The following is a 14,642-nucleotide window of genomic DNA, read 5'->3' as shown; positions in this document are numbered from 1 at the left end:
CGGACGAGTCCGGCCGGCATGTCGTCCGGGTCAGGCCGCGACGCCCAGGGGTTCTGCCCGCTCCGCCTCGTGCAGGGACTTGATCAGGGCCGAGCGGGCGCGGGCGACGCGGGAACGGACCGTTCCGACCGGGCAGTCGCTGAGCGCGGCCGCCTCCGCGTAGGGCAGTCCGACCAGTTGGGTCAGCACGAACGCCTCCCGGCGGTCACCGGGCAGCGCCTCCAGCAGCTCGGCGAGGGCGATGCCGTCCTCGAAGCCGGGCAGGCCGCGCGGCTGAGTGCGCTCGGCGGCGGTCTGCCAGTCCTCGGTGTCGGCCAAGCGCGGCCGGGCGGTGCTGCGCCGGCGGCTGTCGATCACCGCACGGCGGGCTATGGCCAGCAGCCAGGTACGGGCCGAGGAACGGCCCTCGAAGCGGTGCAGGCTGCACAGCGCCCGCAGGAACGTGTCCTGGGCCAGGTCGTCGGCGGCCTGCGGGTCGGCGCTGAGGTACGTGACATAGCGGCGGACGTCGCGCTGCAGCGCGCGCACGAACTGCTCGACGGCCTGCGGGTCCCCCGCGCGGGCGGCGAGGGCGAGCGCCGTCGCCACGTCGTCCGCGGCCGCTCGGTCGTCAACAACCGTGCGATCGCCGGCAGTCGTCTCGTCGGGGGTCGTCGCGCTCTCGTCGTTCGTGTCGTCGGGCGTGTCGTCGTGCGTGCTCCTGGGCACGGGAGACTGCGTGCTCCTGGGCGCGGAAGACAGGGCAGGAGTGATCACCTGGTGTCCTTCTCGGGAGTCCGGACGTCCGGGCATGCGGCGGCCGTCCGCGGAGGGACGGGCGTCGCGCATGCCGAGCCGGCCGCGCACGGCGCGGCGCTGCGGCGGTCCGGTGTTGACGTGGGGGGTGGGCGTGCGCGCGGCGGCGGACGCCCGTTGTCCGAGCCGCGTCCGCCGCCGCGCGCGGGACGCGCAGCGACCATGCGGCCGGGGAACCGGCTGTCCCGGAGGGACCTCGGACGAACGACCCTGAAGCCGGGACGGCTCAGAGAGGTCGAAGGGCTCCGAGGACAGCAGGCCCCGTGGGCGGGCCCCGAGAAGTGAGGGCGTGGACGAGGAGGAGCCGGCGCGGATTGCGGGCGGAGCGGCCCGGGCGGACGCGGATGCGCGGCCGGTGCGGCGGCGCGGGCAGGGCGAGCAGCAGCCGCAGCGGGGCGGCCAGCCGGGCGGCGACGGCGCGCAGGATGCGGAAGGCCGCGCGTTCGCCGTGGGCGAGCCAGAGACCACAGAGCAGCGCGGCCAGCAGGTGGGCGGCGAGCATGCCCGTGGAGGACATCCCGGCCATGGTGTGCTCCGGACCGCCGCCGACCGCCAGGGACTCCGCGACGGAGCCGCTGCCGGTCACGGGGTGGAGCGACGCATGGCCGTGGCCGACGTGAGCCGCGTGATGCGCATGGCCCGCCGCTGAGCCGGTGTCAATACCGGTGTCAATACCGGTATGCAGACCGGAATGTGACCCGGTCCCGCCCGCCGCGGAGAGCGCCGCCGCCGGCGTCGACAGTTCCTGCGCGTACGAGAACCACAGGTGCAGGACCGCCTGCACGGCCATCACGGCGCTGGAGACGAGCAGCAGCCCCCGTTCCCGGGCGGCGAGGCACCAGGCCGCGGCGCCGGTGACGAGGACCGCCGCGCCCAGCGCCCACCACGGGACGCCGGTGTCGGACATCAGGACGTGGCCCAGGGTGGCGAGCAGTACGCAGACGGCCGCGAACACCGCCGCCCGCGTCGTGCGCCATCCCCACCCAGGACTCATCGCGGCTCATCCTCGCATTTCCGGCTTCCCGCCATTTCCGGCCCCGTCACCGGCGGTTCAGAAGCCGAAGACCTGGGTCCAGGTCCAGTCGCTGGTGGTGACGCCGACGCCCATGGTCTTGAGGTCGCAGTTGAGGATGTTCGCGCGGTGGCCGGGAGAGTTCATCCAGGCGTCCATGACCGCCGCGGCGGAACTCTGGCCCTTGGCGATGTTCTCGGCGCCGGGGCTCGGGTAGCCCTGGGCCTTGGCGCGGTCGGCGAAGGAGCGGCCGTCCTGGCTGGTGTGGCTGAAGTAGTTGTTGGCCGACATGTCCTCGCTGTGCAGCTGGGCGGCCTTGGCCAGGCGGCTGTCGGCGGTCACCGGTCCGCAACCGGTCTTGCTGCGCTCGGCGTTGGTGAGCGCCAGGACCTGCGCGGCGGGCGAGCCGGCGGGGGCGGCCTGCGGGGCGGTCGACGGCTTCTTCCGCGGCTGCTGCTGCGCGGTCTTGGTGCGTTCGGGCTGGGTGGCGCGGGCGACCGCCGTCTCGTCCAGCAGCACGCAGCGGGGCTGCGCCGCCAGCGCCCGTACCACCAGCCGTGCCGTCTCCAGCTGGGCCTTCATGCGCTGCACACGGACCGCCGTGTGCTGCGGCGACAGCTCCAGCGCCGCGGCCACCTCCGCGCGGGTCAGCTCGCCCGCCGCTTCCAGCCACCACAGGGACAGCAGCGCCTGGTCGTCGGGGTCCAGCCAGCGGGTGGCCTCCGCGACCTCGCGCCGCTGGCCCTCCAGTCCGAGCCGGATGATGGTCAGGTCCACGAAGTCGGCGCCGGGGTCGGCGACGTCGTACGCGTCGTGCAGTCCCCGGCTGGCCGGTTCGGAACGGCCGTCGCGCCAGTGGTGGCGTATCTGGTTCATGGTGATGGCCACCAGCCAGGACCGGAACTTGGCGGGGTCGGCCAGCGAGCCGAGCGAACGCAGGGCGCGCAGCATGGTCTCCTGCACCACGTCGTCGACGTCCGGGTGACCGTTCAGCGCCCGGCCCACGATGCTGCAGACCAGCGGCAGGCAGCCGGCGACGAGCTCGTCCTGCGCCCGCTGGTCACCGCTGCGCGCCGCCTCGACGACCGCCGCGCCTATGTCCCCGCTCGCTGCCATGCTCGTCCACTCTCCTTCTCGGTCCGGGGCTGTCCCGCCCTGCACAAGAGGAGAGCCACTGCCCGGGACGGGATAACGAAAAGCCTCCGGCCCGTCCAAGACATACGGAAAACCGCACCCGATTGTTCGGATGCGGTCTCCGGTGTTTCCGGCGCTTCGGGTTGTTTCCGGTGTTGGTCAGCCCGACAGGTAGGTCGTCAGGCTGTTGAGCAGCATGGTGCTGCCCTGCTCCGCCATGTCCCGTTCCTCGGTGGTGCCGCAGGTCTGGTGGACGACGATGCGGGTGCGGCCGGCGTCCTGCGGGGTGAGTTCCACGCTCATCGTCTCCGGCTCGGGCTTTCCGGGGGCGTTCATGCCGATGACCAGGCGGTGGTTCTCGGCCACCTCCAGGTAGCTGCCGGTCAGCGGGAACTCGCCGCCGTCCGGGGTGACCACGGTGGCCTTCCAGCTGCCGCCCGGGCGGACGTCCATCTCGACCGAGCCGGGAGCGCAGTAGGCCCACTGGGCGTACTGGTCGGGGGTGGTCCAGGCCTGCCACACGGTGGCCGCGGGGGCGTCCAGGGTGCGGGTGAGGGTGTAGGGGAAGCCGTTGGCCGCGGTGGTCTGCTCGGTGCTGCTCATGATCGCGTCTCCGTCGTATGGGCTGCGGTGGGTGAGTACGTACGTTCAGACACCCGCGCGGGCCGGAAGTCATCGGGCGGCCGTGGGAAAGCCGCGACGGCCGGGCGGGCCGCATCGGCCCGGTGGGCGGGCTCAGCCCAGGACGTGCCGGAGGTAAGCCTGCGGGTCGGTGAGGCAGCGGCGCCAGTGGTCCACCTGGTCCAGGTCCTGCCAGCTGGTGCGGCGCATGCCGTGGTCGCCAACCTCGGCGCGGACGGGATCCGGGCGGCGGCAAGGGCGGGACCCGTGGGGGAGGAGGCAGGGGACACGGGGCGCGGGCGGCGGCAGAGCCGGGGTACGCGACGAGCAGCCTTGCGGCCGGCTCAGTCCTCTTCGCGTGCCCCGGCTCCCGCCACCGTGAAGCCGATCACGGTGCCGCCGCCCTCCCGTTGGAAGGCGTAGGGGGCTCCGCCGTGGGCGAGGGCGACCTCGCGGACGATGGACAGGCCGAGGCCGGAGCCGGGGAGGGAGCGGGCGGCGGGGGCGCGGTAGAAGCGGTCGAAGACGCGGATCAGGTCGTCCTCGGCGATGCCGGGCCCCCGGTCCAGTACTTCCACCCGTACCGTCCCCGGCCGGGCGGGGCCGGCGACGGCGATCTCCACCGGCTGGTTGCCGTCCCGGTCGAACTTGACCGCGTTCTCCACCAGGTTGGACAGCGCCCGCGTCAGCATGCCGGGCCGTCCCTCGGTGGTGGTGTCGCCGCTCGCCCGGACCAGGATCTCCCGCCCGCTGCGGCGGCGGGCCAGACCGGCGACGTCCTCGGCGATCTCGGCGAGGTCGAGCTGCTGCGGCGGCTCGCTGTCCGACTGGCCGGCCGCGAGGTCGACCAACTCGTTGACCAGGTCGGTCAGTTCGCGGGCCTCCTGGGTGAGGTCGTCGACCAGTTCCTCCCGGGTGCCGGGCGGGAGTTCGTCGATGCGGCGCAGCAGCGAGATGTTGGTGCGCAACGAGGTGAGCGGGGTGCGCAGTTCGTGGCCGGCGTCCTGGACCAGGCGGCGCTGGTCCTCCTCGGACTGGGCGAGCCGGCCCAGCATCCGGTCGAAGGCGCGGCCCAGCCGGCCCACCTCGTCCTGTCCGGTGACCGGCACCTGGATGCCGAGCCGGCGGGTTCGGGCGACGATCTCCGCGGCGTCGGTCAGGACGACCAGCCGGCGGGTGATCCGCCGGGCCAGCCACCAGCCGAACAGCCCGGCGCCGACGACCACCGCCACCATCAGCACCAGCGTGCGCCGTTGCAGCGCGCGCAGCAGGTCCTCGGTGTCGCTGGACTCCTGGGCGACCTGCACCGCGCCCCGGCTGCCGCCGAGTGCGACCGTCGCGACCCGGTAGACGTCGTCGCCGACGTCGACCTCCGCGTGCGTCACCACCTGCCCGGCGGTGCGCGCGGCGGCGACCTCGCGGTCGGCGTCGGTCACCGGCAGGCCGGGGCTGCCCGGGTCGAAGACGCCGCCGTCCGGCCCGAGCACCTGGACGTCGGTCCGCGCGGGCCGCACCAGGTCGTGGCCGGGGGCGGTGGAGGAGAAGTCGACCGGCGTCATCCGGTTCGCCCGCACCTCCTGGCGCAGGTCCTGCACCACCTCGTCGAACACGGACTGCTGGTCCACCCGCACCAGCCGGGCGGCGGCGCTGTAGGAGAGCAGGCCGACCAGCACGGTGACGACGGCGGTCACCGAGGCGAACGCCACCGCGAAGGTGGTCCCCAGCGACAGCAGCCGCAGCCGGCGCCGCCCGCGTGCGGGGCGCGCGCTGCCCGGCGCCCGCACCTCAGTCCTCCCGCAGCACGTAACCGACCCCGCGCACCGTGTGGATCAGCTGCGGCGCGCCGGGCTGGTCGAGCTTGCGGCGCAGGTAACCGACGTAGACGGCGAGGTTCTTGGAGCCGGGGCCGAAGTCGTAGCCCCAGATGCGGTCGTAGATGGTGGCGTGGTCCAGGACGACACCCGCGTTGCGCAGCAGCAGCTCAAGCAGTTCGAACTCGGTGCGGGTCAGCTCCAGTTCGCGCTCGCCCCGCCAGGCGCGGCGGGCCTGCGGGTCCATGCGCAGCCCGGCCGCCTCCAGCAGCCTGCCGGGCGCGGAGGCGTTCGGCGCGTGCGGCTGGGCGGCGGAGGGGCCGGTGCCGTTCGGCTCCGGGGCGGGGGCGGCCCGGCGCAGCAGGGCGCGCAGCCGGGCGAACACCTCCTCCACGTCGAACGGCTTGACCACGTAGTCGTCCGCGCCCGCGTCCAGGCCGGCGATCCGGTCGGCGGTCTCCACCAGCGCGGTCAGCATCAGCACGGGGGTGCGGTCGCCCTCGGCGCGCAGCACCCGGCACACCTGGAGCCCGTCGATGCCGGGCATCATCACGTCCAGCACCAGCACATCGGGCCGGCTGCGGTGGGCCTCCGCCAGCGCCTCCACGCCGTCGGCGACGGCCGTGACCCGGTAGCCCTCCAGGGTCAGGGCGCGTTCCAGGGCGTTGCGGATGGCTCGGTCGTCTTCGGCGAGCAGAACGGTGTGCGGCACGTGCCCAGTGTGCCAAGCGTCGCCCTGCGGGGCAGGGGCCGCCGGTGAGAGCGGGGGCCGTTCTTACCGGCCTCTCACCGGCTCACGTCTTACCGCCCTCTCACGGCTCACGCCGGCGCCCGCCCGGGGAAACCGCTGGTGAAGGGGAAAATCGCGACCGCTGGTGACGTTGTGCGGCGTGATGTCCACGGCGAGGTCGCGCGGTTCGGGCCTCAGGCCGCGCTCCCGCTCGGTCGGGGTGCGCCCCGTGGTCGGATCGGGGGTGACGTCCCCGACGCTGAAGATCCCGAACTGCATCCCGCTCACCCTCCACTTTGTTTACGCTTCAACTATACGGGTGAACCGCGGACCCGGCAGCCCTATTCCGTCACCACCGGCGCCGCCCTTCTCCGGTTCTCCACTCACCGCCCGCGCGAACTTCACCACAGGTACTGCGACAGCCACGGTGAGTGGCGATACTGGGCAGTCCGGAACGGGCGGCGTGGGCATCGGCGGGGGTGCGATGGCATCGGATGCGAGGCGGGGGCGAACCGGCACCGCCGCCGCGGCTGCCGTGGCGAGCGGCGCGGCAGCGGCGGGAGGGCTGCTCGCCGTCACGATGCCGGTGCACGACTTCCTCCCGGCCGCGGCCAGGCTCATGCTCTGGCTGGCGCTGGCCGCATCGGCCTGGGGAGGCGCCGAGATCGCGGTCGCGCGCCTGGGGCCCGGGGCGGCCGGCACCCGCCCGGGGCCGGCCGTGACGAGTTGCACCGGCCCCCGCCCGAGCAAGGCGCGGGCACGGCACCTGCGTACCCACGCGCTGCTGTCGGCCACCCTGTTCGCCGAGCTGCTGCTGATCACCGCGAGGGCCGCCCGCACCGGGCCCGTGACGGTGACGGCGACGGCGGGCGGTCTGATGCTGGCGCTGGTCGCCGCCGCGACCTGGCGCGTCACCTCCATCGCCGCCGTCCACGGCACCGGGTCGGCCCCCTCCGAGGACCACCGCGCTCTCTGGGCCTTCGCGGTGAGCGTGCTGTGCGGGTCCTGGCTCACCATCCGCTCCGCCGCGCACGGACCGCTCTGGGCGGCATGGCTGCTTGGCTCGCTGCTGCTCCTGTCGGCGGCACTGTTCTGGCTGCTCGACTACTCCACCTCGCCGGCCGCAGAGGACTACTGCTTCCTCCTGGGCGTCACCCTCGCAGCGGCGGGGGGCCTGGGCGCGGTGACCGACGCCTTCGTGCGGGGGGACATCGCCGTGCCCACGCGGGCAGCCGTCGGTGTCATCACGGCCCTGGCACTGCTGGCCGCCGTGACGGGCGCCGCCCGGGGACTCCGGGGGCGCGCGGCGGACACCGGTCCCCCCGGAGCGCAGCTCGCCGGGCTGATCGTGCCGCTGGGCACGACCGGCTGGGCCGCCTGGGAGTCCCGTACGTGGGACTCCGCGCAGGCCGTACTGGCGGGCGTCACCGGGCTCGCGGCAACGGCCGTGCTCCTGCTCGTCCTTCAAGCCGGCGTCCTGAAGTGGCTGGACACCGCGCTCCCCGAGAGGGACGTCGCCCGTCTGGTCCTCGCGGTACGCCGTGCCGCTCAGCCCGTCGACCACGACAGGCAGCGCGGCTACCGCGAAAGGGAACGCGGCTACCGCGACAGGGAGCACGGCTACCGCGAGCCCGCGTACTGGGAGGGGGGAGAGGCGGACTGGGAGCCGGAAGCCCTCAGGCGGGAGCGGGAAGTCGAGCGGCAGCTGGGGCCTCACGCCGCCCTGATCACCTTCCCCGGCCGTGGAGGCGCGGTACGCCACCTGCTCGCCCACCCCCTGCTCTCGCCCGATCTGGCCGCCGTCCACCGCGACCTCGCACTGTCCACCGGACTCGCCGTCGACACGATGTGGCCCCGGGTGGACGTGGTGGCCACCCCCACCGTCAGGCAACGCGTCCGCCGCCTCGAACGCAGGGTGCTGATCTGGCGCCTCATCGCCGCCGGCGCCCTGTGCACCACGGCCGTCTGGGGCGCGATCGCCTGCGCGACGGCCGGCTACCTGTGGCCCACGGACGCCGTCCCCGACCCGGCGCTCTTCGCCTCCGTGGCCGCCGCCGGGCCGGTACTGCCCGCCGGGTTCGCCATCACGCAGGCCCGCCGACGGCTCGTCGAGAGCACCCGCGCCAAGGCACAGGCGATCGACATCCTTCGCTTCCCCCTGGCCCGCACCATGCAGCTGGAACTCCCCGAGAACACCGACCGCATGATCCTGCTGGCACCGGCCCTGAGCGGTGACCGCCTCCCCGGCTTCCCTCCCGCGCCACTGCTCCGCGAGGGCGCCCCCCACGAACCTGACCTGGGGCAGCCCTCCGCAGCGCACCCCCGGACCGCTGCCGACCCGACGCGCCCGGCGGCCCCCCGACCGGGCCACTGGCCGCCCACCCCACCGCTCTCGCCGACGGCCGCCGACCCCACGGACCTGGGCCGGCTGCGCCGCGACATCCGGGAGGAGGTCTGGGCGGCGGTGCACTCGGCCATGCGCGACGCCTACGGTCCCCCGGCCCCGCACGCACCCACCCGGATCACGCTCGGGGAGGAACACCTGTCCCGGCTGGCCCGCGACATCGCCCGCAGCACGGCCGAACCGGTCGGCGACCGGCTGAAGAACCAATTCGCTCAGCTGCGGCAGAGCCTGCAGCAGGAGATGGGCGCCGCCATCCGCACCTCGCTCGAGGACACCGTGACCGGCCCCCCGCTGACGAACTTCGTCGGATACCTGGCCATCGAACCGGACCGGCGGGCGGACAGCGACGAACCGCCTCTGCGGGCCGAGCACGGCACGCTCAAGGCCACCGCGGGCGGCCGGATCAGCCTGATGCTCTCCGTCGTCCGCGACCGGCGCGCCCAGAACACGGCCGGCCTCGTCGCCGCGGACGCCGGGCAGGAGTTCTTCGTCTACCAGCCGATCCGTGTCGAAGGCGGCCGGGAGGCGACCAGCGTGCAGTTCGACGCCATGGTGGACAGCTCCACCCTCACCCCGCTGCCCCAGCGCAAGAGCCTCAGCGTGGCGCACGAGGTGCAGACGCCCTTCGGCTTCCGGCTGCCCGGACAGCCGGGCATCCACGAGGTGTGGTTCCAGCTCTACCAGGCGGGCCGTCTGATCCAGGTCGCCGCCCTGAAGATCGAGGTGCAGGCCGCACCGGACATCCCGGCGGCCGGGGAACCCGACGAGACGCCCCGGACATCGGGCACCGAGGGCGAGGACGCGACCGACGCATGAGACAGGCGCACCGACCCGACGTCTCCGTCCGCGTCATGACGAACCGTGAGGCCACCACCCTCGACTTCACCGCACGCCGGCCCGGTGTGCCGCCCCTGTCGGTCACCCTCGTCGGCAGCGACTCCCTCACCCGGGCCCGCCACGAGCTGGACCGCGAACTGGCCCGTCTCAAGGACGACCTGCCGACCCTCGCCGTGGAGGACGACAAGGACCTCGACCGGGTCTTCCAGCGCCTGCACAGTCTCGGCCGCAGCCTGCTGTTCACCCTCTTCGGTCCCCGGCCGGCGGTGCTGAAAGGCCTTCAGTCCTTCTGGCGGCAGGCCGTACCCTTCGCCCGGAACCCCACCCTCCCGCCGCCCCTCGTCGAATGCGTCGGCCCCGGCGACAGCTTTCTGCCCCTGGAATTCCTGCCGCTGTCCGACATCGCGCCCGGACCGCGCATCGAGAACCGCGCGGAATTCGTCACCGCGTGCAGCACCTTCGCCGGCTTCTCCTGCATCGTGCGCCGCGCCCTGCTCCCCGCCCCGATCCGCGGCGGCACCGGAGCCACCGCCCTGAGCACCGGACCGCAGGGCCGGCTGCCCGCCCGCTTCCTCTACTACGAAGACCTCGACGGGGCCATGACGGAGCTCGCCTGGTTCACCGGCGCCGCACACGCCCACGTCGACCTCGAAGGCCCCTACCCGCACGAGGCGAACGGCGAACCCACCCTCGCCGAGCAGATCTTCGACCCCCGGCTCCTCCTCGACGGCGCACGGCGCGCCCTGCCCGACCAGCTCCAGCACTTCGCCTGCCACTGCTACACCCGCTCCGACGACCCCCTCGCCGCGGAGATCGAACTCAGCGGCGCCGGCCACCACTCCCGCACCACGCTGCGCACCCTGGGCGCCGACCTCGTCGCCCTCGCCGTCAGCCACGACGAACGCGACTTCGAGCTGCCGCTCGTGACCATGAACGCCTGCGGCTCCGGCCGGCTGCGCGCCCAGGACGCGCCGTCGTTCCCGTATCTCTTCCTCATGAACGGCAACCGGGGGTTCATCGGCACCGAGACAGAGATCCCGGACGACGTCGCCGCGGCCTTCTCCCAGGCCCTCTACGAGAGATTCCTCATCCGGCGCATCCCCCTCGGCCGCGCCCTGCTGGAGAGCCGACGGCACCTCCTGCACACCCTGGGCAACCCCCTCGGCCTGAGCTACGCCGCCTACGCCGACCCCGACCTGCACGTCCGTCCGACCTTGGAGGAGCAGCCCTGTGACCCCGCCCGAGCAGACCACCCCTGAGAACGCCGCCGGGGACCGCGCCGGCACCATCAGCGTCCTCGGCCTGGAGGACACCGGCCAGGGCCGCACCGACCGGCTGTCACTGCGCCGCCTGGACGAATGGCGGGCGGCAAGGACGGAGATCCCCGCCGCCGAACTGCAGACCCGCCTGCACGACTTCGTCGCGACGATGCGGGACGTGCTCGCCTCGCTGCCCGAGAAGGCCGGAGAGTTCCAGCTCGACGAAGTGAGCTTCAGCGCCGAGATCAGCGCCAAGGGCACGGTGTCCCTGCTGGGCTCCGGCGGCGAACTCGCCGGCCAGGCGGGCATCACCTTCACCTTCACCCGCAGACCGGAAGGTCCGGCCGCGTAGCTCCACTCGCGGCCACTCGCGGGCAGGAAGGCCCAGCCGCACAGAACGCGACCGGGCCCGGCGCCGCCCCCCAGAGACGGCCACGGCCTGCGGGCTACGGAACCAGCACCAACCGCCCGCGCACCCCGCCCTCCGCCAGCCGGGCGTGCGCCTTCACCGCGTCGTCCAGGGCGAACGTCCCGGCGACCCGCAGCGTCAGCCTCCCCTCGTCCACCAGCCGGACCAGCTCCGCCAGCCGGGCCCCGTCGGCGGTCACCTCCACCCCGGCCACCCGCACCCCGCGCTCCGCGGCCGGCACGGCCGTCGGAATGAGGCCGGCGTACGCTCCGCCGTCCCGGGCCCAGGACACCGCCCGCCCGCCGAGGACCGCCGCGTCCAGCACGGCGTCGAAGCCGCCGGCCGCGGGCTCACCGCTGACGAAGTCCGCGGCACCCAGCGACCGCACGAACTCCTCGTCGCCCTGCCGGGCGAGCCCGGTGACCTTCACCCCGCGCAGCGCGGCGAGCTGGACGGCGTAGCCGCCGACCGCACCGGCCGCACCCGTCACCAGCAGCGACGAGCCGGGGGCCGGGTCCAGCAGATCCAGCGCCCGGGCCGCGGCCAGCGCGTTCAGCGGAAGCGTCGCCGCCCGCACCGCGTCGGCCGTGCGCGGCGCCCTCGTCACCGCGTCCGCGGGCACCACCACGTACTCGGCGTGAGTGCCCAGCGGCTTGATCATCCCGTACTGCAGAGCCACCACCTCGTCGCCGACGCCCCATCCGGCCGCCGCACCCGCCGGACCCGCCGGAACCGCTGAGACCTCCGGGCCCACCGCATCCACGACCCCCGCGACGTCCCAGCCCAGCCCGAGCGTCCGCCCGGCCCCGCCGAAGACGCCCTCGCGCACCGCCGCGTCCACCGGGTTCAGCGCCGCCGCCGCGACCTTGATCCGCACCTCCCCCTCACCCGGCTCCGGCACCTCGGCCGGCACGATCCGCACGCTCTCCGGCCCGCCGAACGACGTCACCACTGCCGCACGCATGCCACCCATGACGAGAACTCCTTCACCTCGGTCCGTCCGCCGTGAGCCGTCCCGTTCCTCCGTCGCCCACGACTGACTGCAACCCTAGGAAGAGCTACTATCCAGAGGGAAGTAGTTACCGCAGAGTGCGTATGTACCCGAGGAGTGAGTCATGCCGACCACCACAGCGGCCCAGCGCCGCGAGCAGGCCCGCATCGAGTACGACGCCTTCCTGCGCGACTGCCCCACCAACCAGCTCCTCGACCGCATCAGCGACAAGTGGGTCGCCCTGGTCGTCGCCGCACTCGCCTCCGGCCCCAAGCGCTACAGCGAACTCGGCCGCAAGATCGCCGGCGTCAGCCCGAAGATGCTCACCCAGACCCTGCGCACCCTGGAACGCGACGGCCTGATCAGCCGCACCGTCACCCCGTCCGTCCCCGTCCGCGTCGACTACACCCTCACCCCCCTCGGCGAGAGCCTCGCCCGCCTCCTGACCGCCGTGAAGGACTGGGCCGAGACCCACATCGAGCAGGTCCACCAGGCCCGCGAACGCTACGACGCCGAGAACTCCTAGGCACCGCGGGGCTAGGGCACCTCCCCCGCCCGGAGCCGGGCCGTCTGGCGGGCGCTGAACTCCGTGGTGCGGCGCATGTGGTCGATGAACAGGGCGAGCTGCTCGTCGTCGAGGTCGTCGAAGAGGGCCAGCCAGCCGCCGCCCAGCCGCTCCCACACACGCTCGAACTCCGCCGCCCGCTCCGGCACCGGGGCCACCAGGACCCGGCGGCGGTCCTCCGTGTCACGGCGCCGCTCGACATAGCCGGCCCGCTCCAGGCGGTCGACCAGGCGGGTCGCCGAACCCGTCGTCAGCCCCGTCAGCTCCGCGATGCGGCCGGTCGTCACCGGGCCGCCCTCCAGCGTCAGCAGGTTCAGGCACTGCAGATCGGTCGGATGCAGCCCCAGATGATCGGCGACCGCCTGATTGAACAGGGCGTACGAGGCGATGTACCGGCGCGCGACCACGGACAGCTCCGCCAGCAGCCGCGACCGCGCGTTTCCCGACATGCAGGAGGTATCCCCGCCGCGGCACCCCCGGGACGCCCTCCAACGAGGTGACAACAAGGGCGGAGGTAAGGGAGGGACCGCCCCCGCGCCCCGTGCGAAGCTGCCCGCATGCTGATCCTCCGCTCCGCCGCCCTCTTCGTCCTCGCCGCCCTCTTCGAGATCGGCGGCGCCTGGCTGGTCTGGCAGGGCGTACGCGAGCACCGCGGCTGGATGTGGGCCGCCGGCGGAGTGCTCGCCCTCGGCGCCTACGGCTTCGTCGCCACCTTCCAGCCCGACGCCCACTTCGGCCGCGTACTCGCCGCGTACGGCGGCATCTTCGTCGCCGGGTCCATCCTCTGGGGCGTGATCGCCGACGGCTACCGCCCCGACCGCTGGGACATCACCGGCGCGCTGATCTGCCTCGCCGGCATGGCCGTGATCATGTGGACGCCCAGGAACGGATGACACCGGCGCAAAGGCGGCGACCGGGGCGCGCCTATGCTGGCCGCACGACCCCGACACCGCCCGAGCCCGCCCGAGGAGCCGCAGCCATGGCCAGCGCCGCACCGCCCGCAGCCTCCCGCATCGCCGTCGTCACCGGTGCGAGCAGCGGAATCGGCGCCGCCACCGCACGCGGACTGGCCGCCGCCGGCTACCGCGTCGTCCTCACCGCCCGCCGCAAGGACCGCATCGAGGCCATCGCCGAGGAGATCAACGCCGCCGGGTACTCCGCGACCGCCTACCCCCTCGACGTCACCGACCGCGCCGCGGTCGACGAGTTCGCCACCGCCTTCAAGACCCTCGGCGTCCTCGTCAACAACGCCGGCGGCGCACTCGGCGCCGACCCCGTCGCCACCGGCGACCCCGACGACTGGCGCCGGATGTACGAGACCAACGTCATCGGCACCCTCAACCTCACCCAGGCGCTGCTCCCCAAGCTGGACGCCAGCGGCGACGGCACGGTCGTCGTGGTCTCCTCCACCGCCGGCCACGCCACCTACGAGGGCGGCGCCGGCTATGCCGCCGCCAAGCACGCCGAGCACGTCCTCGCCGAGACCCTCCGCCTGGAGATCGTCGGCCGCCCGGTCCGCGTCATCGAGATCGCCCCCGGCATGGTGAAGACCGAGGAGTTCGCCCTCACCCGCTTCGGCGGCGACGCGGAGAAGGCCGCCAAGGTCTACGAGGGCGTCGCCGAACCCCTCACCGCCGAGGACGTCGCCGACACCATCACCTGGGCCGTCACCCGGCCCAGCCACGTCAACATCGACCTCCTGGTCGTCCGCCCCCGCGCCCAGGCCTCCAACACCAAGGTCCACAGGGAACAGCCATGACCGACGACGCCGAACAGAAGCGCCTCGCCCTGGAGAAGAAGCGCGAACGCTACGTCTGGATCTACCTGGGCTACTTCCTCTTCGGAATCCACGTAGTGGCCTTCGTCATGATCTACGCGGTGATGCACGCCAAGTAAGACCTGCGAGCACACCGGCCCCTACCAGGCGCCTCGCATGCGCCTTCTGCACGCAGCGCTAGGTGTGCTGTTCGGAGAGGTTGGTGACGCGGCTGGCTGGTACCGGGCCAGACGCAGCCTGCCGGTCGGGGTCAGCGGGGCGTTACGGTGGGACACGAGGGCCTCCTGGCGGTCGGCG

At 73.6% G+C, this 14,642-nt stretch carries 15 protein-coding genes; 7 read left to right on the top strand and 8 right to left on the bottom strand.

Annotation, left to right across the window (positions count from 1 at the left end; translation table 11 throughout):
- Positions 1-30 precede the first annotated feature (30 nt).
- The 6 genes from ABD198_RS05105 to ABD198_RS05080 form a co-directional block, all read right to left on the bottom strand.
- Positions 31-756, bottom strand: a complete 726-nt coding sequence (locus ABD198_RS05105) for a sigma-70 family RNA polymerase sigma factor (RefSeq protein WP_425580420.1) — start codon at positions 754-756, stop codon at positions 31-33.
- Between the two features lie 265 nt (positions 757-1,021).
- Positions 1,022-1,789 carry a hypothetical protein gene (locus tag ABD198_RS05100; RefSeq protein ID WP_343998136.1) on the bottom strand — a complete coding sequence of 256 codons (768 nt, stop codon included), beginning with the start codon at positions 1,787-1,789 and terminating at the stop codon, positions 1,022-1,024.
- Positions 1,790-1,846: 57 nt separating this feature from the next.
- Positions 1,847-2,923, bottom strand: a complete 1,077-nt coding sequence (locus tag ABD198_RS05095) for a sigma-70 family RNA polymerase sigma factor (RefSeq protein WP_343998135.1) — start codon at positions 2,921-2,923, stop codon at positions 1,847-1,849.
- A 177-nt stretch (positions 2,924-3,100) separates the two neighbouring features.
- Complete coding sequence (locus ABD198_RS05090) at positions 3,101-3,544, bottom strand: SRPBCC family protein (RefSeq protein WP_343998134.1); 444 nt, start codon at positions 3,542-3,544, stop codon at positions 3,101-3,103.
- Between the two features lie 362 nt (positions 3,545-3,906).
- A complete protein-coding gene (locus ABD198_RS05085; protein WP_343998133.1) occupies positions 3,907-5,346 on the bottom strand; it encodes a HAMP domain-containing sensor histidine kinase in 1,440 nt (479 codons plus the stop codon).
- A gap of 1 nt (position 5,347) precedes the next feature.
- Complete coding sequence (locus tag ABD198_RS05080; protein WP_343998131.1) at positions 5,348-6,085, bottom strand: response regulator transcription factor; 738 nt, start codon at positions 6,083-6,085, stop codon at positions 5,348-5,350.
- A 502-nt stretch (positions 6,086-6,587) separates the two neighbouring features.
- On the opposite strand from ABD198_RS05080, the gene ABD198_RS05075 reads away from it, so the two are divergent.
- From ABD198_RS05075 to ABD198_RS05065, 3 genes are read left to right on the top strand one after another with little or no spacing between them, the layout of a single operon-like run.
- The gene (locus tag ABD198_RS05075; protein WP_343998130.1) at positions 6,588-9,323 is read left to right on the top strand and encodes a hypothetical protein; all 2,736 of its coding nucleotides are present in this window, start codon (positions 6,588-6,590) and stop codon (positions 9,321-9,323) included.
- A 35-nt stretch (positions 9,324-9,358) separates the two neighbouring features.
- Positions 9,359-10,603 carry a CHAT domain-containing protein gene (locus ABD198_RS05070; protein WP_343998129.1) on the top strand — a complete coding sequence of 415 codons (1,245 nt, stop codon included), beginning with the start codon at positions 9,359-9,361 and terminating at the stop codon, positions 10,601-10,603.
- Positions 10,575-10,955 (top strand): Pepco domain-containing protein, encoded by a 381-nt coding sequence (locus ABD198_RS05065; RefSeq protein ID WP_343998127.1) that lies wholly within the window; start codon positions 10,575-10,577, stop codon positions 10,953-10,955. The genes ABD198_RS05070 and ABD198_RS05065 overlap by 29 nt, the downstream gene beginning before the upstream one ends.
- Positions 10,956-11,049: 94 nt before the next feature.
- Here the strand turns inward: ABD198_RS05065 and ABD198_RS05060 are convergent, their stop codons facing one another.
- Complete coding sequence (locus tag ABD198_RS05060; protein WP_343998243.1) at positions 11,050-11,976, bottom strand: NADP-dependent oxidoreductase; 927 nt, start codon at positions 11,974-11,976, stop codon at positions 11,050-11,052.
- A 151-nt stretch (positions 11,977-12,127) separates the two neighbouring features.
- Here ABD198_RS05060 and ABD198_RS05055 point away from each other — a divergent pair, with 151 nt between their 5' ends.
- Positions 12,128-12,529 (top strand): winged helix-turn-helix transcriptional regulator, encoded by a 402-nt coding sequence (locus tag ABD198_RS05055; RefSeq protein WP_343998125.1) that lies wholly within the window; start codon positions 12,128-12,130, stop codon positions 12,527-12,529.
- 11 nt (positions 12,530-12,540) lie between these two features.
- Here ABD198_RS05055 and ABD198_RS05050 read toward each other — a convergent pair whose 3' ends face one another.
- Entirely contained in the window at positions 12,541-13,017 is a 477-nt protein-coding gene (locus ABD198_RS05050; RefSeq protein WP_343998124.1) for a MarR family winged helix-turn-helix transcriptional regulator, read from the bottom strand.
- 108 nt (positions 13,018-13,125) lie between these two features.
- Between ABD198_RS05050 and ABD198_RS05045 the strand changes: the two genes are divergently transcribed.
- The 3 genes from ABD198_RS05045 to ABD198_RS05035 all read left to right on the top strand — a co-directional run bounded on the left by ABD198_RS05045 (position 13,126) and on the right by ABD198_RS05035 (position 14,464).
- Positions 13,126-13,461 (top strand): YnfA family protein, encoded by a 336-nt coding sequence (locus ABD198_RS05045; RefSeq protein ID WP_343998123.1) that lies wholly within the window; start codon positions 13,126-13,128, stop codon positions 13,459-13,461.
- Positions 13,462-13,547: 86 nt separating this feature from the next.
- Positions 13,548-14,327, top strand: a complete 780-nt coding sequence (locus ABD198_RS05040; protein WP_343998122.1) for an SDR family NAD(P)-dependent oxidoreductase — start codon at positions 13,548-13,550, stop codon at positions 14,325-14,327.
- Positions 14,324-14,464 (top strand): hypothetical protein, encoded by a 141-nt coding sequence (locus ABD198_RS05035; protein ID WP_167990872.1) that lies wholly within the window; start codon positions 14,324-14,326, stop codon positions 14,462-14,464. Before ABD198_RS05040 ends, ABD198_RS05035 begins: the two co-directional genes overlap by 4 nt.
- The last annotated feature ends 178 nt before the right edge of the window (positions 14,465-14,642 follow it).

The organism is Streptomyces thermocarboxydovorans (genome assembly GCF_039524635.1).
Classification (GTDB): Bacteria; Actinomycetota; Actinomycetes; order Streptomycetales; family Streptomycetaceae; genus Streptomyces; species Streptomyces thermocarboxydovorans.
Note: the sequence above shows the minus strand (reverse complement) of the source record. Positions and strands in the feature narration are given on the sequence as shown.

Coding starts and splice junctions, on each gene's coding strand:
- ABD198_RS05100 (WP_343998136.1), bottom strand. CDS start 1,789: ATGAGTCCTGGGTGGGGATGGCGCACGACGCGGGCGGCGGTGTTCGCG.
- ABD198_RS05095 (WP_343998135.1), bottom strand. CDS start 2,923: ATGGCAGCGAGCGGGGACATAGGCGCGGCGGTCGTCGAGGCGGCGCGC.
- ABD198_RS05090 (WP_343998134.1), bottom strand. CDS start 3,544: ATGAGCAGCACCGAGCAGACCACCGCGGCCAACGGCTTCCCCTACACC.
- ABD198_RS05075 (WP_343998130.1), top strand. CDS start 6,588: ATGGCATCGGATGCGAGGCGGGGGCGAACCGGCACCGCCGCCGCGGCT.
- ABD198_RS05070 (WP_343998129.1), top strand. CDS start 9,359: ATGACGAACCGTGAGGCCACCACCCTCGACTTCACCGCACGCCGGCCC.
- ABD198_RS05060 (WP_343998243.1), bottom strand. CDS start 11,976: ATGCGTGCGGCAGTGGTGACGTCGTTCGGCGGGCCGGAGAGCGTGCGG.
- ABD198_RS05055 (WP_343998125.1), top strand. CDS start 12,128: ATGCCGACCACCACAGCGGCCCAGCGCCGCGAGCAGGCCCGCATCGAG.
- ABD198_RS05050 (WP_343998124.1), bottom strand. CDS start 13,017: ATGTCGGGAAACGCGCGGTCGCGGCTGCTGGCGGAGCTGTCCGTGGTC.
- ABD198_RS05045 (WP_343998123.1), top strand. CDS start 13,126: ATGCTGATCCTCCGCTCCGCCGCCCTCTTCGTCCTCGCCGCCCTCTTC.
- ABD198_RS05040 (WP_343998122.1), top strand. CDS start 13,548: ATGGCCAGCGCCGCACCGCCCGCAGCCTCCCGCATCGCCGTCGTCACC.
- ABD198_RS05035 (WP_167990872.1), top strand. CDS start 14,324: ATGACCGACGACGCCGAACAGAAGCGCCTCGCCCTGGAGAAGAAGCGC.